The organism is Chitinophaga parva (genome assembly GCF_003071345.1).
Lineage (GTDB): Bacteria > Bacteroidota > Bacteroidia > Chitinophagales > Chitinophagaceae > Chitinophaga > Chitinophaga parva.
This window is the reverse complement of sequence record NZ_QCYK01000003.1, coordinates 516860-539736: the sequence shown is the minus strand read 5'-3', so window position 1 is coordinate 539736 and position 22877 is coordinate 516860. Positions and strand designations below refer to the sequence as shown.

General features: G+C 53.8%; 23 protein-coding genes. 14 read left to right on the top strand and 9 right to left on the bottom strand.

Annotation, left to right across the window (positions count from 1 at the left end; all coding sequences use genetic code 11):
• Positions 1–17 precede the first annotated feature (17 nt).
• Together DCC81_RS21465 and DCC81_RS21460 are read right to left on the bottom strand one after the other, a co-directional pair.
• On the bottom strand, positions 18–479 hold the full coding sequence (locus DCC81_RS21465; RefSeq protein WP_108688728.1) for a DUF6790 family protein: 462 nt from the start codon (positions 477–479) through the stop codon (positions 18–20).
• A gap of 27 nt (positions 480–506) precedes the next feature.
• Complete coding sequence (locus DCC81_RS21460) at positions 507–890, bottom strand: winged helix-turn-helix transcriptional regulator (RefSeq protein ID WP_108688727.1); 384 nt, start codon at positions 888–890, stop codon at positions 507–509.
• Between the two features lie 98 nt (positions 891–988).
• Between DCC81_RS21460 and DCC81_RS21455 the strand changes: the two genes are divergently transcribed.
• From DCC81_RS21455 to DCC81_RS21410, 10 genes are all read left to right on the top strand, one after another.
• Positions 989–1657, top strand: a complete 669-nt coding sequence (locus DCC81_RS21455) for an NAD(P)H-dependent oxidoreductase (RefSeq protein ID WP_108688726.1) — start codon at positions 989–991, stop codon at positions 1655–1657.
• Between the two features lie 153 nt (positions 1658–1810).
• Positions 1811–2755 (top strand): hypothetical protein, encoded by a 945-nt coding sequence (locus DCC81_RS21450; RefSeq protein ID WP_108688725.1) that lies wholly within the window; start codon positions 1811–1813, stop codon positions 2753–2755.
• A 3-nt stretch (positions 2756–2758) separates the two neighbouring features.
• Positions 2759–4195, top strand: a complete 1437-nt coding sequence (locus DCC81_RS21445; RefSeq protein WP_108688724.1) for a B12-binding domain-containing radical SAM protein — start codon at positions 2759–2761, stop codon at positions 4193–4195.
• Positions 4192–5013, top strand: coding sequence for a class I SAM-dependent methyltransferase (locus DCC81_RS21440; RefSeq protein WP_108688723.1), 822 nt, complete (start codon positions 4192–4194; stop codon positions 5011–5013). Before DCC81_RS21445 ends, DCC81_RS21440 begins: the two co-directional genes overlap by 4 nt.
• Entirely contained in the window at positions 4997–5893 is an 897-nt protein-coding gene (locus tag DCC81_RS21435; RefSeq protein ID WP_108688722.1) for a hypothetical protein, read from the top strand. Before DCC81_RS21440 ends, DCC81_RS21435 begins: the two co-directional genes overlap by 17 nt.
• Entirely contained in the window at positions 5880–7331 is a 1452-nt protein-coding gene (locus tag DCC81_RS21430; protein WP_108688721.1) for a lipopolysaccharide biosynthesis protein, read from the top strand. Before DCC81_RS21435 ends, DCC81_RS21430 begins: the two co-directional genes overlap by 14 nt.
• Complete coding sequence (locus DCC81_RS21425) at positions 7328–8530, top strand: O-antigen ligase family protein (RefSeq protein ID WP_108688720.1); 1203 nt, start codon at positions 7328–7330, stop codon at positions 8528–8530. The genes DCC81_RS21430 and DCC81_RS21425 overlap by 4 nt, the downstream gene beginning before the upstream one ends.
• Positions 8527–9612 carry a glycosyltransferase family 4 protein gene (locus DCC81_RS21420; protein WP_108688719.1) on the top strand — a complete coding sequence of 362 codons (1086 nt, stop codon included), beginning with the start codon at positions 8527–8529 and terminating at the stop codon, positions 9610–9612. Before DCC81_RS21425 ends, DCC81_RS21420 begins: the two co-directional genes overlap by 4 nt.
• On the top strand, positions 9599–10858 hold the full coding sequence (locus DCC81_RS21415; protein WP_108688718.1) for an O-antigen ligase family protein: 1260 nt from the start codon (positions 9599–9601) through the stop codon (positions 10856–10858). The genes DCC81_RS21420 and DCC81_RS21415 overlap by 14 nt, the downstream gene beginning before the upstream one ends.
• Complete coding sequence (locus DCC81_RS21410) at positions 10842–12440, top strand: ATP-binding cassette domain-containing protein (protein WP_108688717.1); 1599 nt, start codon at positions 10842–10844, stop codon at positions 12438–12440. Before DCC81_RS21415 ends, DCC81_RS21410 begins: the two co-directional genes overlap by 17 nt.
• Here the strand turns inward: DCC81_RS21410 and DCC81_RS21405 are convergent.
• The 4 genes from DCC81_RS21405 to DCC81_RS21390 are packed head-to-tail and all read right to left on the bottom strand — an operon-like array spanning position 12350 to position 16511.
• Positions 12350–13429, bottom strand: a complete 1080-nt coding sequence (locus DCC81_RS21405) for a glycosyltransferase family 4 protein (protein WP_165806685.1) — start codon at positions 13427–13429, stop codon at positions 12350–12352. The two genes, DCC81_RS21410 and DCC81_RS21405, sit on opposite strands and share 91 nt — an antisense overlap.
• Positions 13422–14456, bottom strand: coding sequence for a glycosyltransferase family 9 protein (locus DCC81_RS21400; protein ID WP_108688715.1), 1035 nt, complete (start codon positions 14454–14456; stop codon positions 13422–13424). The genes DCC81_RS21405 and DCC81_RS21400 overlap by 8 nt, the downstream gene beginning before the upstream one ends.
• On the bottom strand, positions 14446–15402 hold the full coding sequence (locus tag DCC81_RS21395) for a glycosyltransferase family 2 protein (protein WP_108688714.1): 957 nt from the start codon (positions 15400–15402) through the stop codon (positions 14446–14448). The genes DCC81_RS21400 and DCC81_RS21395 overlap by 11 nt, the downstream gene beginning before the upstream one ends.
• Complete coding sequence (locus DCC81_RS21390) at positions 15399–16511, bottom strand: DUF1972 domain-containing protein (RefSeq protein WP_108688713.1); 1113 nt, start codon at positions 16509–16511, stop codon at positions 15399–15401. Before DCC81_RS21390 ends, DCC81_RS21395 begins: the two co-directional genes overlap by 4 nt.
• Positions 16512–16658: 147 nt before the next feature.
• Between DCC81_RS21390 and DCC81_RS21385 the strand changes: the two genes are divergently transcribed.
• Entirely contained in the window at positions 16659–17384 is a 726-nt protein-coding gene (locus DCC81_RS21385; RefSeq protein ID WP_108688712.1) for a sugar transferase, read from the top strand.
• 72 nt (positions 17385–17456) lie between these two features.
• On the top strand, positions 17457–17744 hold the full coding sequence (locus DCC81_RS21380; protein ID WP_108689276.1) for a DUF1330 domain-containing protein: 288 nt from the start codon (positions 17457–17459) through the stop codon (positions 17742–17744).
• A gap of 138 nt (positions 17745–17882) precedes the next feature.
• On the opposite strand, the gene DCC81_RS21375 is transcribed toward DCC81_RS21380, so the two are convergent.
• Together DCC81_RS21375 and DCC81_RS21370 are read right to left on the bottom strand one after the other, a co-directional pair.
• On the bottom strand, positions 17883–19040 hold the full coding sequence (locus tag DCC81_RS21375; protein WP_108689275.1) for an FAD-dependent oxidoreductase: 1158 nt from the start codon (positions 19038–19040) through the stop codon (positions 17883–17885).
• 6 nt (positions 19041–19046) lie between these two features.
• Positions 19047–19643 carry a TetR/AcrR family transcriptional regulator gene (locus tag DCC81_RS21370; protein WP_108688711.1) on the bottom strand — a complete coding sequence of 199 codons (597 nt, stop codon included), beginning with the start codon at positions 19641–19643 and terminating at the stop codon, positions 19047–19049.
• A gap of 122 nt (positions 19644–19765) precedes the next feature.
• Here DCC81_RS21370 and dgt point away from each other — a divergent pair, with 122 nt between their 5' ends.
• Positions 19766–21136, top strand: a complete 1371-nt coding sequence (gene dgt / locus DCC81_RS21365; RefSeq protein ID WP_108688710.1) for a dGTP triphosphohydrolase — start codon at positions 19766–19768, stop codon at positions 21134–21136.
• Positions 21137–21148: 12 nt separating this feature from the next.
• On the opposite strand, the gene DCC81_RS21360 is transcribed toward dgt, so the two are convergent.
• Positions 21149–22276, bottom strand: a complete 1128-nt coding sequence (locus tag DCC81_RS21360) for a flavin-containing monooxygenase (protein WP_108688709.1) — start codon at positions 22274–22276, stop codon at positions 21149–21151.
• A gap of 164 nt (positions 22277–22440) precedes the next feature.
• Here DCC81_RS21360 and DCC81_RS21355 point away from each other — a divergent pair, with 164 nt between their 5' ends.
• A complete protein-coding gene (locus tag DCC81_RS21355) occupies positions 22441–22854 on the top strand; it encodes an SRPBCC family protein (protein ID WP_108688708.1) in 414 nt (137 codons plus the stop codon).
• The last annotated feature ends 23 nt before the right edge of the window (positions 22855–22877 follow it).

The window sequence follows — 22877 nt, the reverse complement described above, 5'->3', positions numbered from 1 at the left end:
TCAGGAGCGCCTCCAGCTCAACGGCCCAGATAAAAAGCGGACAGCAATCCAAACGTGAGCAGGTCGATCCACAACGTGAAGCGTTCATTACTATTCACTTTCGGCTTTACCAAATGCCGCAGACCGGCCAGGCCAAAATAAATACCACTGGTAAAAGCGGCCACCATGCGCCATTCCGGCTTCCACCAGGAGAAAATGGCCAGTAACCCGAAACACAGTTTGGCAAATCCCAGTTCCTGCACCACCGGTAAAATCTCTTCGGTCTGCATACCGGATATCTTCCGGGCGGCGGCTTCCGGCAGCAGCGCCTGTCTCAATCCTGCAAACAGCAAACGCAGTCCCACCGCGGAAAAGAGGAACCATTTGGCAAATAATGGAAAGGTGTAAGGCACATGTGCCACCAGGTGCTCGCCCGTAAAACCGGCAAAGGGCAGGGCTACCGCCAGCAAGGAGGTAACAATGAAATATGGCTTGTTCATAATGGCGGGTTGAACACAAGGTTAAAATTAAACGCCGGCAGTGAGCTGCTGTGGCACCAGTTGCCCTCGGTGCTCCAGGCCCCATTGTTCCAGCTGCTGCCAGATGGGGGCCAGTTTGCGGGCACTTTCCGTAAGGCTGTATTCCACGCGGGGCGGCACTTCCGGGTATACGGTGCGGGTAATCAGCCCATCCCGCTCCAGTTCCTGCAGGTGCAGGGTAAGCATGCGGTCAGAAATATCCGGGATGCGGGATTTTAATTCACCGAAGCGCAGGGTACGCTTTTCCAGCTTGTACAGGATGATCATTTTCCACCGTCCACCCAGCAGGTCCACGGCATATACCACGCCGCAGAAGTTGAGCAGTTTTTGCAGGTTTTCTGTATTGGTAGAACTGGGCTTCCGCTTACTCATTACTAACAATTTTGTGTGTTACATACAACGGGCTGGCCATTTTCCCGCCACGCGGCGGCCACCTAACTTCGCATCCGTTATTAAAATAACCTAAAATTATGAAAATACTGATTGTGCTGGCACACCCGGAAATACAAAGCATGAACGGCGCCATGTTTAGCCAGGCTAAAACGACGCTGGAAGCAGCGGGACACCAAGTAAAGGAATCTGATCTCTACCGTATGGCCTTCAACCCGGTATCAGACCGGGCCAATTTTACCACGGTAAAAAATCCTGCATTTTTTAAACAGCAACTGGAAGAAATGTATGCATGGGAACACGATGGATTTGCGGCGGATCTTGCCGCGGAACAGGAGAAAGTGGAATGGTGCGATCTCATGATATGGCAATTCCCGCTGTGGTGGTTTTCCGTGCCGGGCATCCTCAAAGGCTGGGTGGACCGGGTGTTTGCCATGGGCCGTTTTTATGGGAATGGCCGCATTTATGGGCAGGGAGTTTTCCAGGGAAAGAAAGCCATGCTCTCCCTCACCACCGGTGGCGATGCCGCTCATTATGTAGCCGGGGGCACTTACGGCGACCTGCTGAACATGCTGAAGCCCATCCATCACGGCGTTCTGGCTTTCACCGGCTTCACGGTACTGCATCCGCAGGTGGTCAGCGCACCGGCGCGGAACACACCAGAAGGCCGCGCCGCAGACCTCCACGCGTGGAAGGAGCGCCTGCACGGCATCTTCAGCGAGGAAGCCCTTACGGTAACCAGCTATTAAGGCAGGCGGCCGGGAAAAAATGGCCCGGAGGCCGGCGCGCCTGCGGGTTGTCCGGGATGCAGCAATCAATTTTCCATCCCCAGGCAACCCTTCCGGGCCCATCCCCGTATTCTATAGCAGTGCCACCAACATTCATTAAAAGCCCGGCGCATCATGAGTGACGCAAAAATACTGTTTATGGGAGCGTTATGGACGGATGAATTGCAACGCGCAGCCACCGAAAAACCCTGCACCAATGCCTGGATAGAAACGGAGATCCTGGACCTGCTCCGTTATTTCAGCCTGTTCCGCCACCCGCTCACGCAAGCGGAGCTTTATAAACTACTGCCCGACGGCATCAGTGAAACTGCCACCCGGTACGCGCTGCGCAAAATGGAGATCACAGGCGCCCTCCTCCACGTGGAAGACTTTTACCTGCTAGCCACAGACGATACACAGATCATCCGGAAACGCCTCAGCGGCGAGGCCAGGGCCGCCCACCTGCTGCCCAAAGCTATACAAGCCGGGCGTTTTATCGGGAAGTTCCCTTTTGTGCAATTCGTGGGCATTTCCGGCTCCCTGTCCAAACATTATGCGGACGATAACACCGACTTCGACTTTTTTATCATCACCGCCAACAATACGCTCTGGATCTGCCGCACGTTGCTGCACCTGGTAAAGAAACTGAGCTTCCTGGTAGGGCGCCAGCATTGGCTATGCATGAATTACTTCGTAGATGAGCACCATCTCTGCCTGGAGGAACAGAATATTTATACCCGCATAGAACTGAGCACCCTGATACCAGTGCACAATGTAAGCGTATATAAAACCTTCCTGCTGCGCAACCAACGCAATCTTACCAACATACAGCACCTGGCGGTGGACTTTGAAGGCGCACTGGCCTATAGCCCTGCTGGCAAAGACAAGCTGCACCTGCACTGGAAGCCGCTAAACCTGCTGCTGATGCGGCTTACCGACTGGAAGTGGCGGCGCAAGTGGAAGCGCAAAGGCTACCCGATGGAAGATTACGACACGGCTTTTAAAACCACGCCTTACGTGTCTAAGAACCATCCCAAAAATTACCAGAAAAAAATCCTTGCACAACTTCAACATTCCTGAGCCGTGAAAGTGTTATTCAGTCATTCCTATTTTCTACAGCTGGACCCAAAGCAGGTGGAGCATGGTAAACCTTACCCTCCCCTGGGCACCTTGCTGGCCGCGGCTTTGCTGCGGGAAAACGGGTTTGCCGTATCCCTTTTCGATACCATGTTTGCCCATGCGCCGGAAGAGCTTATCCCTGTACTGAAGTCCTTTAAGCCAGATGTGTTCGTGATCTATGACGATGGGTTTAACTACCTCACCAAGATGTGCCTGAGCAACATGCGCGAAGCCGCCTTTGTAATGCAGCAATATGCCAGGGCATATGGTTGTAAGGTGATCGTTACCAGTTCTGATGCAGCGGACCACTATGAAAAATACATGGAGCACGGAGCCGACTATGTGATAGCCGGTGAAGCGGAGTACACGCTGCTGGAAACCGTACAGTTGCTAGAAACCACACAACCCGCCATGGATGCGGTGAGAGGCCTTATACACCGGGTGGCTGATGCGCCCCGCCGTAACGCACCGCGCCCTATCTCCCGCCAGCTGGACGAGCTACCCCTACCCGCCTGGGACCTGGTGAATATTGCACCGTATAAAAAAGTGTGGTTGAAAAAGCACGGCTATTTTTCCATCAACGTGGCCACCACCCGAGGCTGCCCGTATAAGTGCAACTGGTGTGCAAAGCCGATCTATGGCAATCATTACAACATGCGCAGCCCGGAGCAGGTGGTGAAAGAGATTCTGCACCTGAAAGCGCTTTTTCACATGGACCATATCTGGTTCTGTGACGACATCTTTGGCCTGAAACGCAGCTGGGTAGCTGATTTCGCAGTACAACTGCACGCCGCCAATGCGGTAACGCCGTTTAAGATACAATCCCGTGCAGACCTGCTGGTGCAGGAAAACTACGTGGCAGATCTGGCCGGGGCAGGCTGCGAAGAAGTGTGGATGGGCGCTGAGAGCGGCTCTCAGCACATCCTGGATGCCATGGACAAAGGCATTACCGTGGAGGAGATCCGCCGTGCCAGGCAGCTGCTGCGCCAGTACAACATCCGTGCAGCCTTCTTCATCCAGTATGGCTATCTGCATGAAACCGCGGCCGATATTGACCAGACGCTGCGCCTCATTCGTGAAACACTGCCGGACGATATTGGCATTTCCGTTTCCTATCCCCTGCCCGGCACCAAATTTTACGACAAAGTAAAACAAGACATGCGCAGCAAGGAAAACTGGACAGACTCCGATGACCTGGACCTCATGTATACCAATACATACGGCAGTCCTTTCTATAAAAAACTGCACCGCTACACGCATTATGTATACCGGTTGGAATGGTTGAAGCAGCAGGGCCATACACCTGCTACGCTGTTGCGCACGTTGAAATACCAACTGCTCAAACAGCGCTTCAGCCGGGAACTGCGGCACCTGGCCACACATAAAACGGACCGCATATGAACCACACAGAAGCACTGGTAAACGAGGCTTTCAGCCGGCAGGCTGCCGGCTTTGACGCCCTGAACAAGGGCAACCCGCTTACAGCCCACCTGCGCCACATTTACCGCCAGGAGGTGATGCAGCAGGCCCCGGCCCATGCCAGTATGCTGGAACTCAATGCCGGTACCGGTTTAGACACCCTCTACTTTGCCGCACGGGGTCACCGCCTACTGGCCACAGACCTGGCCACGGGTATGGTACAGGCACTGGAAGAAAAGGTACAGGCGCACCAGTTGCAACAACAAGTACAAGTGCGTCAATGCTCTTTTCATGACCTGCACCTGCTGGGTACCCGGCGCTTCGATTATATCCTTTCCAATTTTGGAGGCCTGAATTGCAGCCTGCACCTGGAGCAGGTGCTGCAACAATTCAGGGACCATTTACTCCCAGGTGGAAAGGCCACCCTGGTGATCATGCCAAAATACTGCCCCTGGGAGCTGGTCATGGCGCTGAAAGGCGATTTCCATACGGCCTTCCGCCGGCTGCGCAGGCAACCGGTGGCGCATATTGAAGGCGTGCATTTCCCCTTGCGCTACTACAGCCCACGTTACGTAAAACGCTCACTGGGAAAGGATTTTAAGGTACTAACCCTCCGGGGGATCTACGTTGCCGTGCCACCGGAATTTTACCAGGGCTTCGTGGAGCGCTACCCGCGGCTTTACCGGGTGCTGCAAAGGGCAGAAAACTTACTGGGCCATTATTTTCCATTCAATACCTGCTGTGATCATTACCTGGTCACCATTCAAAAGAAAGATGAAAGCTATGATGCAAGCGCCTGATGATGAACTGACCGTACAGGAACTTAATGCACAGGTACGCACCCTGGTACACTTCCTGCGTGCCCTCCTGCGCCAATACGGCCAGGGGCTGCGCCACTACGGGCCTCTCATGCTGGTACTGGCACTGCTGGCCGTGGGTGGCAGTATTTTTTACAGCTGGCAATCTGCAAAAATATTTGAAGGCAAAGCCCTTTACGCCTATACTTCCCTGCAACGCAAGCTGTATGGAGAGGCAATAGACAATGTGAACGACCTGCTGCAGGCCCGCTCCTACAGCCAGTTGCAGCCTATCCTCCACCTGGACCGGCAGCAACTGTCCACTATCAAATCCATCGAGGCCACCAACAATGTGGGCAGCAAACTGGCTGACGACCTTACCGAAAATAACGCCAAGATCTTCTACCTGTCTGTGAAAACCACCAATCAGCAAGTATTCCAGCGCCTGGACACGGTACTGGAGCGTTATCTCAACCAAAACATTGCGGTGCAGGAATTGCAACAGCAGCGCGTAGCAAAATTTAAAAGTGCCATCACCTACCGGCAAAAAGAACTTATAGCCCTGGATTCCCTTACCCACGCGTACACTGCCAGTCTTACAAAACCCGGCACCGCCATGTTCTCCACCCAGAAAGACCCGGTCAGCGCGCAGGCCCTCCTGGAAAAGGGGGAACGCATTACCGAAGAAATTGCGGATATGCAATCCTTCCTGGCAGATCCCCGGGCGGTGAAACTGCAAAGGCCCTTCCTCGTGAGCGAAGTGCCCGTACACAAATCCGCTTTTAAAATAGCCGCCATGGCCATCACCGTGTTCCTGGTCATCAGCGGCATCCTGGTTTTTCTTTTGCCTCACCTGTCAAACCGGCCGCATGCTGCGCAATAAGAACATCAGCAACAGCCTCTGGAACATTGCGGATATTTTTCTATACCCGCTGCTGTTCTTTATGAGCACGGCTTTCTTTATACGCCACCTGGGCCAGGCCCAGTTTGGCATCTGGATGCTGATCAATACCATCATAGTATCCATGCAGCTGTTCAATTTCGGTATTGGCAGCATGGTATTGAAAAATATTGCACTGCACACCGGCCGTGGTGATGCTGATGCCAGGGCCGGTACGCTCAACCATGCCATCAGCATCACCATCCTGCTGTTTGGCTTCTGCATCCTGCTTTCCGGGGCAGGATACTTCCTGGTGTCCCACTTCCACTTATTTGCCATTGCGGATGCCTACCGCGGCCTCTGCGCGCAGAGCTGCGCCCTGGCGGGCTGGATCGTGGGCATTAAATTCTTTGAGCAGATCTTTACCAACTACTTCAAGGCATTGGAACAGTACAAGACCGCAGCCCTGCTTTCCAGTGGCAACCGCCTGGGAGGCCTGCTGCTCAATGTGTTGCTGCTTTGCATAGCGCCCATGAACATTGCACAGCTGCTGCTGGTGATCATCATCATGAACGCACTGTTTATCCTCTTTGCTTTCCTGCTGCTGCAACAGCGCATGCCCGCTTACAGGTTCCGTTTCACCCTGCGCATACCCCGCCGGGAAATGTCTTTTGCCGTGCTTACCTGGCTGCAATCCCTGGCCATTATCCTCACTTTCCAGTCGGACCGCTACCTGGTGGTAAGCTACTTTGGGCTGATCGTGCTCAGTTACTATGCGCTCATCGCTACCATGTTCAACCACCTGCACATGGGGCTCAATGCGGTGGTGCACTGGATCTCTCCAAAATTCACCAAGCTGCATGCACAGGCGGGCGACAGTGAATCCCTCTACTTTGCAGCCCGCAGCCTCGTGGCCAGTTGCGCGGTGGTCTTCCTGCTGGTGTTGTATTTCATTTACCCATTCCTGTTCCGCATAGTGCTGGGTAGTGCCACCAGTGCGGAAGTGCAAACATATACACGGTACTTTATCTGCTTTGAGTCTTTCTTTGCCCTCAGCATTGTGCCTACGTATTATTTCAACGCGGTGGGGCATGAAAAGGCCTATCTCTATTATATCCTGATCTTTTGCGGACTGGCGCTGGGTGCCATGTTTGCCTGCATTCATATTTTCCACGAGCCACAGGCCGTGCTGTACGGGCTTATTGCAGCCTGCGTGGTCAGCACCCTGCTGCTCACCTGCATGCTGAATAAAATACTGACGGGGAAATACCAGCTATACAAGGCCCTCCTGCAGCTACTGCCTTCCGTGTTCCTCACTTCGTTTATCTGCGCACCCACGCCCCTGCTCCGTTACAGTTGCGCAGCGCTGGCGCTGGCCACTCTTTATTTCACCCACCTCCGGGGTGGCAAACACACGATGTTACTACTTGCCAGATCATGAACCAGGAACAGTCATACCGCCTCTTCGGCTTTGCGGCCATCATTTACACCTTCTTTAACGGATGGCTGCTACCAGAGGGGCTGTACTTTACCACGTTGCTTACACCCTTCTTCTTTATCAACCTGGTCCGGGTAAAAGGGTTAAAATATTATGGCTGGTTCCTGCTGGCCACCTTCATCATGGCCTGCCTGCAACTCCCTACGGTGGAGCATTTCAAGGACTATGCAATATCTTTTATCCTGTTGCAGACGCTGGGTATTTTTGTGATCAACACTTACCTGTACCTGCAAACTGCACCGCCGATGGAGCACCTGTTCAAACAACTGGCCAGCATTAACCTGGTACTGGTGGCAATGGCACTGGTGTTTCTTTTTATCCCATTCCTCAAACCCACCGTCTGGTACCTGCTGCCCATCAGCCCGGATGTACCCGTGGTGCCGCGTTTGAAGCTATTCACCTACGAAGCTTCCTACTATTCATTGGTCATGCTGCCAATTGCCACCTATTATGCGTTGAAAAAGATGTTGCTGCAAAGCCGGTACAATATCCTGTTTGTTACGCTCAGCATGTCGCTGTTGCTCAGTTTCTCACTGGGAGTGATCGCCACGGCCATTATTTGCACTGCGCTCCTGCTCACGCTGAACGGGAATGCCCTGCGTGCCCATATGAACCTGGGATTCCTGATGTTTGCCGCGTGGTGCCTGGCAGGTGGCTGCGTGGTGCTGTTTTTCTTTTACCGGCACAATCCGCTCTTCGGGCGCCTGGAAAACATTTACGTCGGAAAAGATACTTCTGCCCGTGGGCGGCTGGCCGATTCGTTCTACATCGCGTGGGAAGTGGCCAGGATGAAATCGCGCTACATTGGCATTGGCCTGGGGCAACTGAAATACCTTGGCAAGGATTTTTCCAATTACTTCTATGGCTACTCCCATATTCCCACTACCCGCATTCACAACTCCCTGGCAGAGACCTTCTGCTATTACGGCTGGGCGGGCATAGCACTCCGCATGGGGGGCATCACCTACGGGGCCATAAAAACAAAAGTGTGGAACAACTACTACCGTAGTTTCATTTTCCTGTTTGTATTCATCTACCAGTTCACCGGCAGTTATTTATTTAACCCGGCAGAATATGTGCTCTGGATGCTGGCCTTCACGCCGGCGTTATTTCCACAATTCAATAAAACGGCGCCCTTATGAAAGTGTTATTCATCAGCAGGGCTACCCTGTACACAGCAAGAGGGGGTGATACGGTGCAGATACTGCATACTGCCCGTTGCCTGCGCCAGTTGGGCGTGGAGGTGGATATTGCCCTGAGCAGTGATAAGCAAATTAACTACGAGGCCTACCAGCTGTTACACTTTTTCAATATCATCCGCCCGGCGGACATCATTTATCATGCAGATAAAAGTGGCCTGCCCTACGTGGTATCGCCCATTTACCTGAGCTACGAGGACATTCCCAAAACCTACAAGCACCCGCTGTACCGGGTACTGGGCCTGTTTAACAAGCACAAACAGGAGTACCTGAAGACAGTGGGCCGCAGCTTTAAGAACGGGGAAAAAGTGATCTCCTGGAAATACCTTTTCCTTGGCCACCGCCAGGCTATTGCCTACATCCTGCGCCGGTGCGCCTACCTGCTGCCCAACTCCTGCAGTGAATATGCCCGCCTGAAAAATGATTTCCCGGAAGCAGGCCGCTTTGCAGTGGTGCCCAACTCTATTGACACCACGGTGTTCCATATAGCCGCCGCCCCGGTAAAACGCAAGCCTGCACTGCTTTGCGTGGCCAGGATAGAACCCATCAAAAACCAGCTCAACATCATCAACGCCCTCCGCGAAACCGGCACACCTATCACATTTGTGGGCGATGCGGCGCCTAATCACAGCGCTTATTACCAGGAATGCAGGCGTGCTGCCTATGACAATGTACAATTCATCTCCCACCAGGAACCCGCCATGGTAGCAACCTTGTACCAGCAGTATAAAACGCATATCCTGGCCAGCTGGTTTGAGACCACCGGCCTCAGTTCACTGGAAGCAGCCGCCTGCGGCTGCACCCTCGTGGTATCTGAAAAAGGAGACACGCGGGAATATTTCTCCGGTCATGTGCAATACTGCCACCCCGGCAACCCGCAAAGCATACGCAGTGCCGTGGAACAGGCACTGCAAACCGCCGCTGACCCGCTGTTTGCCAGCCGCATTGCCCTGGAAAATAACTGGGACATGACGGCACTTAAAACATTGGAAGTTTATAAAAAAGTAATGGATGCACAGGAATGAACTGCCTACCGCCTTGTACTTTGAGCGCATTTACGTGGTGCTCACCGCCGCCCTGCTGCTCTCCACCGTGGTGGGCGATACCTGGGTGGCGTTCAACAGTATCTGTACCATCCTGCTTACCCTTACCTGGCTGGTGGAAGGGGGCTTCCGCCAAAAGTGGCAGCGCCTGAAAAGCGTGCACATCGTGTATTTCGTGGCCTTCTTCTTTCTATTGTACCTCACCAGCTTCCTTACGTCTGCTAATAAACGCGAGGCCTTCTCCATGCTGCAGCGGGAATTTATCCTTGCCTTTATCTTCTTTTCCAAAAAACCATTTTCACCAGTACAGGTGGCGGGGCTGCTGAAGGGCTTTGTATACGCTGCGCTGGTTTATATGGGCGCAGCGCTCCTGCTGGCCACCGTACAATATTTCCGCCTGCACGATACCGGCGTGTTCATATACCATGCACTGGCCGGGCAGGTAGGCTCCACGGCTATTTTCAGCTCCATGCTGTGCGTGGTAGCCGTGGCGGTGCTGCTTTTCCTGCCCATGTCCCCCGGGCGCAAATTGCTGCTCTATATTTGCTTCAGTATTTTCATCCTGCTGCTGGCCTCCCGCATGTTCCTATTCATCCACCTGGTGATCTCCGGCGTACATGCGTTTACGTTATTAAAGCTCCGGTGGAAGCTGGTAGCGGTGGGCGCCCTGGTAGCGTTGTTACTGCCCGTCGCCCTGGTGCCCAACCCTGTGCGGGCCCGTTTCCAGGACATGACGCGCTTCCAGGCGGGCTACCTCACCCAAAAAGACTTCAACCAGGGCATGTACTTCGATGGGCTGAGCCTGCGGGTACTTTACATCCGTTATTCTTTTGAAATTATGCAGGAGCACCACCGCTACCTGGTAGGCGTAGGCAGCGGGGATGCAGCCCAGCTGCTGCGGGACAAGATCCGCGCTTACCACATGTATGATGGTGACGGCAGCGATGGCAGCGGTGGCGGCTACCTGCAATATTCCTTCCACGATGCTTACCTGGAAAGCTTTGTGGCCTTTGGCATCATCGGGGTAGTAGCCCTTGTACTGCTTTACGGCTACATTGGCTATTACGGCATCACCCGCAAAGTGTCCCTGTTACGGGATCTGTGCATCATCATTGTGTGCGCTTCCTTTACAGATGTGATCGTGATCAATAACCAGTGCGACCTGGCCCTGGTGCTCACCATTTGTTACCTGGGTTTTATTTATAAACAAGATGCAACGGCTGTTTAAGAACATATGGTCCCTGCTGATACCCGTGGAAAGAAAGCGGGTAGCCTTCTTCGTGGCGGGCAATACGGCTGTGAACCTGCTGGACATTGCCTGCATCGCCTGCCTGCTGCTGGTAGTGAAGCGCTATACGAATGGGCAGTTACAGTCTTTATGGCCGGCACTGGGACTGGCAGGCCTGTTTATATTAAAACATGTCACAGGCCATGCTTTGTACCGGCACCAGGTAAAGACCATGAACCGCATTGCTAACCGGCTGTCTGAAGCAAACCTGGCCGCTTATCTCCATGGCAGCTACCAGCAGTTCGCCGGTAAGGATTCTTCCATTTTCATCCGCCGCATTATCCACCAGCCCACGGAGTTTGCGCAATATGTGTTGCTCAATGCACAGCAGTTGCTTTCAGAAAGTATGATGGTCGTTTTTGCCGTAACGGCGCTGTGCTGGTACAATGCCAGGTTGCTGGGCATCATCACTGTCGCCTTACTGCCGCCCGCCTTGTTGCTGCTAATGCTTACCCGTCGCCGGTTGCGGCGGGTAAAGGGGCAGGTGAAAACGCTGGCAGCACGCTCCCTTCAATATTTGCGGGAAGCACTGGGCGGTTTTGTAGAGATCAATGTATTCCGCAAACATGCCTACTTCATCCGCCGGCACGCCGCCACCCAGGCGGAGCTGGGTCATAGCATTGCGCAAATGCAGATCACACAGGACCTGCCCGGCCGCGTGTTTGAAGTATTTGCCATCCTCGGTTTGTTCCTGCTGGTGGCGGCCGTGCGTCATAGTGATGCCGGCTACCTGGTGCTAATAGGTGCTTTTATGGCAGCAGCGTATAAGATCATTCCCGGCATTTCCCGGATCATTAACCTGGGCACGCAACTGAAAGCATACCAGTACAGCATGGATGACCTGGAAGCCGCACCCACCGCACATGCCGGCACGCTGCCCTCACCGGTGGTCACATTGGAAGCGGTGGGCTTTGCTTACCCACATGCCACGGTGTTGCGGGGACTGGATTACCAGTTCAAAGCCGGTTGCCTGTACGGCATCAGCGGGCCATCCGGGCAGGGTAAGACCACCCTGTTCAATCTCATAGCCGGTTTCCTGGAGCCCGGTACCGGCCGGATCTACAGCCCGCGGGACCTTGCCTATGCCAAACAAGAGCCATTCCTGCTACATACCACTATTGCCAATAACATTGTACTGTTCGAAGAAAATTACGACGCCCGGAAACTCCAGCGGGTAGCAGCGCTGGCCGGGTTTTCATTTCCCGAAGGGTTGGAAAAAATGATCCTGGAAGGAGGGAAAAATATCAGCGGGGGGCAGCGGCAACGCATTGCCCTCGCCCGTGTATTGTATAAAGATGCGCCAGTGCTCCTTCTCGATGAGCCGTTCAGTGAACTGGATCCCGCCTCTGAAACCTTGCTACTGCAGCATTTGCGGGCGCTGGCCGCCACCGGGAAAACCATCCTCCTCATCTCCCATAACCCGGAGGCCTTTCAACACTGTGATGTGGTGCTGGAACTTTCAAACAACTGCATAAAAGAACGGGCCGTATCATTCATATCAAACGGCAGCACCGGCGTGTAGTCGTTACCGTTATCATTCAACAATGCCAGGGCCTTCTCCAGCATTTCCGCTTTTGTTTTTACGATGTGCCAATGCGGTATAGCCGCATCCATTGGCTGCGTGAAGCTGATCACATGGGCGCCGGCGTACAGTGCTTCTATGCACACATTGCCAAAGCCTTCATAGCTGGAGGTATGCAGGAACACTTTGGTGCGCTGCATCAGGGCCAGTACTTCGGCTTGCGGTAGGTAGCCGGTCATTTGCAGGCCGGATGTTAAACCCAGCGAAACGCTTTGCCGCCGCAGCTTTTCTTCTTCCAGCCCTCCCCCGCAAAGCACGGCGTGTACGGCACCCCGCGCAGCCTTTACCTGCTGTACAAGCTCCACGAACGTGTCAAACTGCTTGAGTGGGGAAAGGCCGCCAGCGGCCATCAGGTCTATATCCCGCGGGCCGGTGAATGGGGCAAACAAGCTGGTGTCAATGGCATCCGGGATGAGGTGGGCCGGGCGGATGCCGTAATGCTGTGCAAAACTGCGTTGCAGGAAATCAGACATGGCCACCAGCTCTCCTGGTCTAGGGCGGAGGCGTTTTACAAAACGGTTGCCTGCCCGTGCATCCTGTCCGCAAAGCCAGCAGTAGTGTGGTAATCCGTGGGTGCGGGCAAACAGGCTGCCTACAAAGGCACATTCCGCCCACCAAAAACTTAACAGGCCTGTTACCTTGCGGGTGCGTTGCAGGCGGCGCAAGGTGTTGAATACCTGCACCCACACCCGCCAGTTGTGCCCCCTGCCCCGGTTGCCGCCCCCAAAGGGTATCACGGTATTGCCATGCCACAGGTATTCTTTACGCTGCAAGGGAAACTCGAAACTGAGCAATACCACCTCCACGTCCGGGTACTGCCGGTTCAAGGCCCGTACCAGCGCCTGTTGCGCCGGCAGCCATACGGTTTCTTCCGGGCTTTCATTGGCCGGGAATGCAGGTGTTAATATGACCAGTGTTTGTTTATCCAAGGCTTTGTATAAATGCATTCACTTTTTCAAAAACAAGATCCGGTGTAAAGCGCGTGAGGCAATGCACATCGCCAAAAGGACAGGCTTCCAGCATGCAGTTGCCACAGGGTAGGTCGTCCGAACTGAATACCAGACCATGCCGGTGCTGCGGCCTTACCCAATCACTACGGGTACCGCCCAGCAATACTACCGTGGGCCGGTTCAGTACCCAGGCCATATGCATAAGCCCTGAATCTTCCGAGAGCACGAACTGTGCACGGCGCAAAAGCCGGAAGCCCTCACTGGGCAATGTGTTATCGATCATATACAGCAACCGCTCTCCCAGTACAGTTTTCAGGAAGGCAGCGCGTTCTTTGATAAAGCCTATCCCCAGTGCAACGAACTGTGTATCCGGGTAAGCTGTCAGCCAGCGTTTTGCAAAAGCCACGTAATATGCCATCGGCCAGTGCCGCGTAGGAAAAGCAGCCGCTGGGTTGAGGATCACCAGCTTACTCTTTCCATCCCAGCCACAGGCTTTGAGGATGGCATCTTCATCAAACGTGCTGGCATTAAACGTATATCCGGCATCAAAATGATTAGGCCCCAGACCGGCGGCTTCAATCGTAAGGCGGGTACGCTCCCCCGCGGCGCGGGGAGAATAGCGGTCAAACGCGCTCCAGGCGAGGGGCCGCAGGGCCTTGCGCACCAAGGTGCTGACACGGTTGTGCTGCAGGTCTATCACCACTTCATAGCGGCGCCACCACAACTTTGGCAGCAATAACATGGCCAGTAGCAATTGCTTGCGGTGGCTCCGCTTTCCGCCAATGGCATATACGTGATCAAATAATTGCAGGTCGGAAGGAATGGGGCTTACTTCCTTTCGTGTTAGCAGGTCCAGCTGCGTGCCGGGTGGCAAGCTGTTACGCAGGCATTGCAGGTAAGGCAAGGTGACCACGGTATCGCCCATGGCTTGCAGGCGGATAGCCAGCACCCGCTGCGGCGGGCGCTTTCCCTTCCAGGGGTGGGCAGGGATCAGCTCAGGTTCCATGGGAGCTAGCTTTTAAAGTATGGCGCAGCGCACGGAATGCCATGCGGGCCATGGGCCCTTTGCCTGCGGTAAAAAAAATAAAGAAGTTGCCCAGCAGTGACCAGGTAAAAGCCAGGCGGCTTACCGCACGCAATTCCGGGCGGGTGCGGATAAAATGGTCCAATGCCATTACCCGGTTATAATATTGCACGGGCGCCTGCAAGCGTTGGGCCGGCGCGTGATGATGGTATACAAAGGCGGCCTGCACCACGTGTATGCCGGGCAGGCCAATGCTTACCCCATAATTATCGCCAATACCATGCTGGTCCAGGGTTTCATCATAAGGCAACCTAAGCAGCCATTCTTTTTTAATAAGGCTGGCGCCCAGGCCCCATACCGGCGTTACAAATGCGGCCCCGCTGAAATCAGTAAGCACCGGCCAGCCGGAAGCCGCAATGTGATTGCCTTTGCGGGCATAGTACCGTTGCAGGTAGCTGCTGCCCCAGCCATTTTTGCAGTGCACCCCGCCCCAGATGCCCAATCCAAAAATATATTTCAGCCATAACTCCTTCCGCGATACCAGCGGGTACATATCCACCCACTGGCCGGCTTCCTGCTGCAATACCAGGCCGGAAAGAGCCACTACGTCTGTATGCTCTGTTGTATAATCGCACAGGATGGAAAGATAATCCGGCGGTACTTCCATATCATCATCGCACACAAAGATCCATTCTCCCGAGGCCGCGGCAATACCTGCATTGCGTTGTGCACATACTGCAGGGCGCGTATACAGGCAATGTACAGCCGGCCCCGGAAACCCTGCATAATCTGCCGGCTGCAGGGGATGTTCACTGGCATCTACGATGATCACCTCCACCGGCTGCAATACAGACTTCGCCAGGCATTGCAGCAATTGCAATACATGATCCGGCCGGTTATACGTAGGTATCACTACACTGATCTTCATCTGGAAAAAGAAAGCAGCTTCACACCCCGGCGGGCAGCCAGGATGCTTTCAAAATGTTGGAGATACTGTTGCACGATGCGCGCATGCGTATATTGTTCCTGTATCCGCGCTACACAGGCATCTATGTGATGTTGCTCTTCCGTACGCGATACGGTTTTGATCAATGTTTCCACGTCCCGCGCATTGCGGAAATAAAAACCATTTTCTCCCAAAACGGCGCGGTTAAAGATATTGTTGTGCGCCACGATGAGCGCCTGCGAAGCCATAGCCTCCAGCAGGGAAGGGTTAGTACCACCCACGCTGTGCCCGTGAAAATACAGGCGGGAAAAATAACGCAGGTTGTTCAGCACCTGTTGATCATAAATACCTTCCAGGAAACGGATGTGCGGCTGGTGGGCATACTTTGCTTTCATGCGGCGGCCAAACTTGTTGTGCGTATCGCCTATCACCAGGAACGGCCGCTCCCCTGCCCCATCCAGGATGGTTTCAATATTATTTTCCGGCTCCATGCGGGCTATGAGCAGGTGGTATTGAAAAGGCACCAACCCATATTTTTCCGGCACCCGCACATCCGGTTGGTCAAACACGCTGGCACCGTAAGGAATGAACACTGCTTCCTTGTCATACTTATTGCGCAGGTAGTTTTGAATGCCAGGTGAATCTGCTACCAGGTGATCACTGGTGCGCACGGCCAGCCGCTCCGCCACCCGCAGGAACCGCTGTACCAGGGCGGGGTACTTGCTGCGCTTCCACTCCAGGCCATCCATGTTAGTGGTCACCACACTTTTACGACGGGGCAGCAGCCAGCCCCACACGCTGCTGCTGGTATAACCCAGTTGCAGGATCACATCATAGTGGCAGCGGCGGGCATGCCGGATGCACTGCAGGTCATAAATAAACTGGCCTGCCGTGCCCAGCACGCGGGGATCATAACAGTGCACCAGCTGCACGCCTTTCCAGGTGGACTGCTGCCACGGGTGGTGATGCGCGCAGTATACGGTCACCTGGTGCCCACTGGCCACCATAGCAGCCGACAAATACGCTGCAAACTGCTCAAATCCACCATAGTAATTGGGAATGCCACGGGTGCCGATAATTGCGATATTCATAGCCATGCTTGTGCAACAAATGTAGTCATGTTTCCTGCCAAATATTTTTATTTATGAGGCAACCCTTTGGCCTAAATACTCGTTTTCTATTGTGTAAGACTGGCCCTTGCGCAACTACCTGCGCAAGCAGGAAAACATGTTCCGTGTATGATAAGCAAGCCGCTGAAGCAACCGATGCTTTACCACAACAATCCCCTGCTGCACGGGGATCTCCCACCTGCAGAAACCGCTACCAGTGGCACATTGCAGCCGGTCTTTGCACATCCGCTGGAACGCCCGGTCAACCGGCTGGCAAAGCGTGTCCTGGACATAGGCATCTCCCTGGCGGTGCTCACTTTTGTTATGAGCTGGCTTACACCCTTGCTGGCATTACTGATCAAACTGGATTCAAGGGGACCGGTATTCTTTAAGCAACTGCGTTCCGGTAAGAACAACCAGGCTTTTACCTGTTACAAATTCCGCAGCATGCGGGTAAATGCACAGGCGCATACGCTACAGGCCACGCAGGAAGATGCAAGGCTTACGCGCGTAGGCCGTTTCCTGCGCCGTACCAGCCTGGATGAACTGCCACAGTTCTTTAACGTGTTATGCAATCATATGTCTGTGGCAGGTCCGCGCCCCCACATGCTGCTGCACACGGAACAATATGGAGCCTGCATTGACAACTATATGTCACGCCTCCTGGTAAAGCCCGGCATTACGGGCTGGGCGCAGGTTTGCGGCTACCGGGGCGAAACCCGCTACCTGTTTGAAATGGAACAGCGCGTGCAGCATGATCTTTATTACCTGCAATACTGGACACCTGCCTTTGACCGGAAAATTATCTGGATGACGGTAAAATTGTTGCTACGGCGCACACCTGGTGTTTATTGAAAGATGGGCAGATATTTCGCGCGCTTCGTTAATGTGCCCGGAATTACCGAGATTTACGGCAAAACGCTTTTCATGCCAGCTTACGTTATCATTGAAGTAACGATCCTCAACCCGGAACTCATCAAGCAATACCAGGCGCTCGCTCCTGCTACCCTGGCCCCTTTCGGCGGCCGTTACATTGCCCGTGGCGGCCACAATACCACGTTGGAAGGCGGCTGGGAACCGCAGCGCATGACGCTTATCGAATTTCCCAGTGTAGAAAATGCAAAAGCCTGGTGGCACTCTGACGCGTACTCCCAGGCCCGGGCCACCCGTAAAGATGCAGCTACCATGCGTATGGTGATCACGGAGGGGTTATAAAAATCGTACAACGTACAGCGTACAACGTACAACGACTATTGGCGCGGATGCGCGGTTGATAGTGGAAAATACGCTGTACGTTGTACGCTGTACGTTGTACGCTGTACGTTGTACGTTGTACGCTGTACGTTGTACGATTTATTGTTTCTCCGGGTCAAACATATCCAGCATGTACTGCAGGTTTCCTTCCCTGTGCAAGGCATCTGTTTGTTCCAATGTCATTTGCGCAGTGGCCGATGCGCGGGTCAGCATCTGTCTTTCATAAGCGGCAATGGCTTCGTGTGCCGTGTGGAAGGCGGGATCGAGCAGGCATGCACTAAGTTCCAATGCATCCAGCATCGCCATGTTCACACCCTCGCCGGCATATGGAGGCATGAGGTGGGCCGCATCCCCCAGCAACGTAAGATTGGGCTGGCTTTGCCAGTGCTGGTCCAGCGGCATGCAATACAGCGGGCGCGCAATGAAGCTACCGGCAGACTGCTCAAAAAGTGGCAACCATAGCGCATCCCAGCCGGCAAAGGCTTCCTGGAACCATGCCTTCATCTGTGCCTTATCATTGAGATCCAAACCATTTTCCTTTACCCAGTTCTCCGGCGCTTTAAACCCCGTATAAAATACCAGGCTGCCATCACCTTTGGAACTTAAGACCAGCGTCTTGTCATCACCCAGGGCAAAGATCTTCCCCCCGTGCAGCAGCGTATGCAGTACCGGTACGTTCTTGGCGGAGTCGTACACCGCCCCTTCAATAGCGGTGTAGCCGGAGTAAAAAGCAACAATGTCCGTGAGATAAGGGCGCAACCTGGAATTAGCGCCATCCGCCCCGATCACGATATCCGCATAAGCGCTGGTACCGTTCTTAAAATGTAAGCGCCAACCTTTGCCTTCCGCCTGCATATCCTGGAAGTGGCTGTTCCACACCACGGTATCTTCCTGCAGGGAATCCAGTAACAGGTTGCGTAAAGGACCGCGGTCTATTTCCGGGCGGAAATACACGCCCTCCGTGGGGCCGGCCATTTCATCAAAACGGATCACGCCGTGCTTGTCCACTACGCGCATGTGATCTGCACCGGGGCGGTAGTGCTGTTCAAAAGCCGCCATGAGACCGGCTTTGCGCAGGGCTGCGAGGCCGCTTTCATCATGCAGGTCCAGCGTGGCACCCTGCACCCTTACACTGCGGCTCACGTCCCTTTCATATACCTTTACAGCAGCGCCGCCCGGCAGCAGCAGGCGGGCCAGGGTGAGGCCACCGGGGCCACCGCCCACAATGGCAATGCGTTTGTTGTTAACAGGGTTCATCATTTTTTATTTAAGCATTCCTTTGATCACTGTGTCACAAGCCTGTTTCAGCAGTTTTTCCGTGATGAGCTGCTTTGGCCTGTCCTGGTAGTCGAAATATTCACTCACCAGCTCCATCACGGGCGAGAACAACAGGGCCCGCCTTACTTCATCGGGAAATCTATGGATAGTGCCGGCTTTTGCATGCCGGTCCAGGAAGCGGTGGATGGGCTGGAAATAGCTGCCCTGGATAATGCCACGCTCCTGGTAGGCTTTATTGAGCAGGGGCGATGACTTGCCATACTGCATAATGGCAAAGTATTCACGGTGCCTGGTGAGAAAGCGGAACCCATTGCTCCAGAGTTTGTGCACGCCTTCGGCAAAGGCCATCCCTTCACTGAAACCCTCCAGTACGGCGGCTTCATACTTACCCAGGGCCTCATCCACATAGAGCTTGATGAGCAGGTCTTCCTTGTTCTCATATTTGATATAAATGGTCCGCGGCGATACGTTGGCCGCCTTGGCCAGGCGTTGCATGCTCAGATTTTCCAGGCCTTCTTCCTGGATCATCTGCATGGCAATGCTGCGGATCGCGTCTTCTTTTGCGGTGTTTTTAGGTCTCATGATCCGGCAAAGTAAGTAAACGTTTATTTACTTACAAAATATATTTTCACCCGGATTGGTAATCAACGTCTTAATTCATTCCATTCTTTTTATTTACTTTCGGCCAAACTTCGTCTGACCCAATGGATCTAAACAGGCTGTACTCAGATAAACGCATCGGCAGTTCCAACACTAACTATAAAAGCGCCGGCGAGACCAGGAGTGCGTTCCAGCGCGACTTTGACCGCATTATTTTTTCTTCCGCTTTCCGCAGGCTGCAGAATAAGACGCAGGTATTCCCCTTACCCGGCAGCGTGTTTGTGCACAACCGGCTTACCCACTCCTTGGAAGTGGCGTCTGTAGGGCGTTCCCTGGGCACGTCCATTGGCGAATTTATCTGTGAGCGTTTTGCATCCCATCTCACGGACGACAGTAAAGAATTTTACAAATACAGCCTGTACAATGTAATTGCAGCGGCCTGTCTTTGCCACGACATTGGCAATCCGGCGTTTGGGCATTCCGGCGAGGATGCCATTTCCAGTTATTTCCGCAAGCATGAAAGTGATCTCAAACATTTGTTCACGGACAAGGAATGGGCAGACCTGGTGAACTTTGAAGGCAATGCCAATGCGGTACGGATCTTAACACAGCAGCAAAACGGCAAGTCGGAAGGCGGGCTAAAGCTCACGCACTCTACCATTTCCGCTATTGCCAAGTATCCCTGTGAGTCCATTGCCAACGATAAAAAGTTCATCCATCGCAAGAAGTTTGGTTTCTTCCAATCGGAGGCGGATGCATTTTCCCGCATTGCAGAAGCCACATTGATGCAGGTGGAATCGCGGGACCCGCTTATCTTTCGCCGTCACCCGTTTGTATGGCTGGTGGAAGCGGCAGATGATATTTGCTATAATATCATTGACCTGGAAGATGCGCACCGGCTCCACATCATAGAACATACTGCCTGCATGGATATGCTGTGCAGCCTCGTGGCATCCCTGGCTCCCGGGGATATGGCCTACGTGCAAAAACAACTGGATAACATCAGCGATAAGAACGACCAGGTGTCTTACCTGCGCGCCAAGTGCATTGCTGAGCTGACCAAGCGGTCCATCCACATTTACCAGGAAAACATAGATAGCTATCTGGATGGAAGTGCCACCCAGCCGCTGTTTGATGCGATCAAAAAAGAAAGTAAAGGATTGCAGGCCATCATGGATTTTTCCCTGCATAATATCTATAATCATCGTGCCGTAGTGGAGATCGAGAACGCGGGTTATAACGTAATGTACAAGCTCCTCTCCCACTTCATTCCCCCGGTGACGATGGATGCGGGAAAGCGTACCAAGGCAGATAAAAAGGCTATCCAGCTGATACCCTCCCAGTTCCTGTATGAGCAGGAAAGCACGTATAAAAAAGTAATGGGCGTATTGGATTATGTATCCGGCATGACGGATAATTATGCAACGGACCTGTACCGCAAGATCCAGGGGATTGATATCGGCATGACGATCTGATGCCAACGCACCTCAATGGCCAGCCTTTTTTGCGATGGCTGCCGCAATACTGAGGGCATCACTGCTGATCTCGTGTATCTGCCCGGTGGGACTGATCCAGTAGCCACAGAAGTATAAGCCATCTTTGCCAAAGTAGGCCTGCTTACTTACCGGATTGCGCAGGTCATCAAAGCGCTCCGGCCCTACTTGCAGCAGTTCCTTATGATTAGGTTCGTACCCGGTGGCTGCAATGATCGCATCAAAGCGGGCCGCTTCTCCTCCTTTGAAAAATACAGTGTGCCCTTCCAGGTGGTCCACGTCATCATAGATCCCGATCTGCCCGCGCCGGATCATGCGTACTACGCCCATGTCCAGCACAGGGGCTTTGCCGTCCCGCTGTATTTGCTCCAACGGTCCATAAGGCATGGCCTGCAGGCCCAGGTCCTGCACATCGCCAATAAGCAGGTGCATGAGGGGAGCACTGATTGCGTCTGCCACGTGGGGTGAAAGGTTGCGCATCATCCAGCTGAGGGTCACTACCGGCACACCCAGTACGTCCCGCGGCACAATATTTACCGGCGAACGTACGGCCATGGCGGGTTTAGCGCCCTGCTCCGCCAGGTCCATTGCAATCTCACACGCGGAGTTGCCAAATCCCACCACCAGTACGGCCTTGCCCGCATATGCTTTTGCATTCCGGTACTCATGGCTATGCATGACGTCACCGGTAAAGGACGACAAGCCAGGAAAGGCCACTGGCCGGGGTTTGCTGAAAGCGCCCGTTGCCATCACCAGATTATCAGACACAAACGTGCGCTGGTCCGTGGCGGTAAACCAGCGCCCGTCTTTGTAAGTAATAGAAAGTGCTTCCGTATCAAAAAGGGGCTGCAGTTGCAGGGCGCGTGCATAATCTTCCAGGTAATCCACCACCTCCTGGCGGCTGGGATAGCGCGGTGTTGCAGCAGGAAACTTCCGGAAAGGCAGGTGCGAAAATTCCTTGTGGGTATGCAGGTGCAGGCGCTCGTAATGCTGGTGCCAGGGCGCGCCCACGCCCGCGGCTTTTTCAATAAGAACAAAGGGCAGCCCCCGGCGCTGTAAAGCCGCGGCAGTGGCCAGTCCGGCAAAGCTGGCGCCTATGATCAGCGTAGGAGTATCCTGCATGGGGTATAGCGTTTAGCCCGGTAGCTTACGATTGCTTCCAGGTGGTGAGAAGATACGGAATTTGTGTCATAACGCCCCCCGGATCTTGTCACATTTCCCCTGCTTCCACCTGCGGCAACCGTTGTAAGTTTGTATCGTCAATCTCACCGAAAAACTTACAAATTATGGCTACGCTTATCACCGTTGCGAACACGGTAAACGCACCCGCAGAAAAAGTTTGGGAATACTGGAACAATCCTGACCATGTCACCCGCTGGAACGCCGCCTCACCAGACTGGCACACACCCGTGGCTTTCAACGACCTGAAGCCCGGTGGCAAATTCAACTACCGCATGGAAGCCAAAGACGGCAGCTTTGGGTTCGATTTTGGCGGAGTGTACGACGTGGTGGAGCAGAACAAACGCATTGCCTACACCATGGGAGACAACCGCAAAGTGAACACGCTTTTTACGCCCACACCGGAAGGCATTCATGTTGAAACCACCTTTGAAGCGGAAGACACGCACAGCCTGGAGCAGCAGCAGGCTGGCTGGCAGTCCATACTGGACAACTTTAAAAATTATACGGAAAAGCAATAGGGCTTCACGGCCGCAAAAAAAGA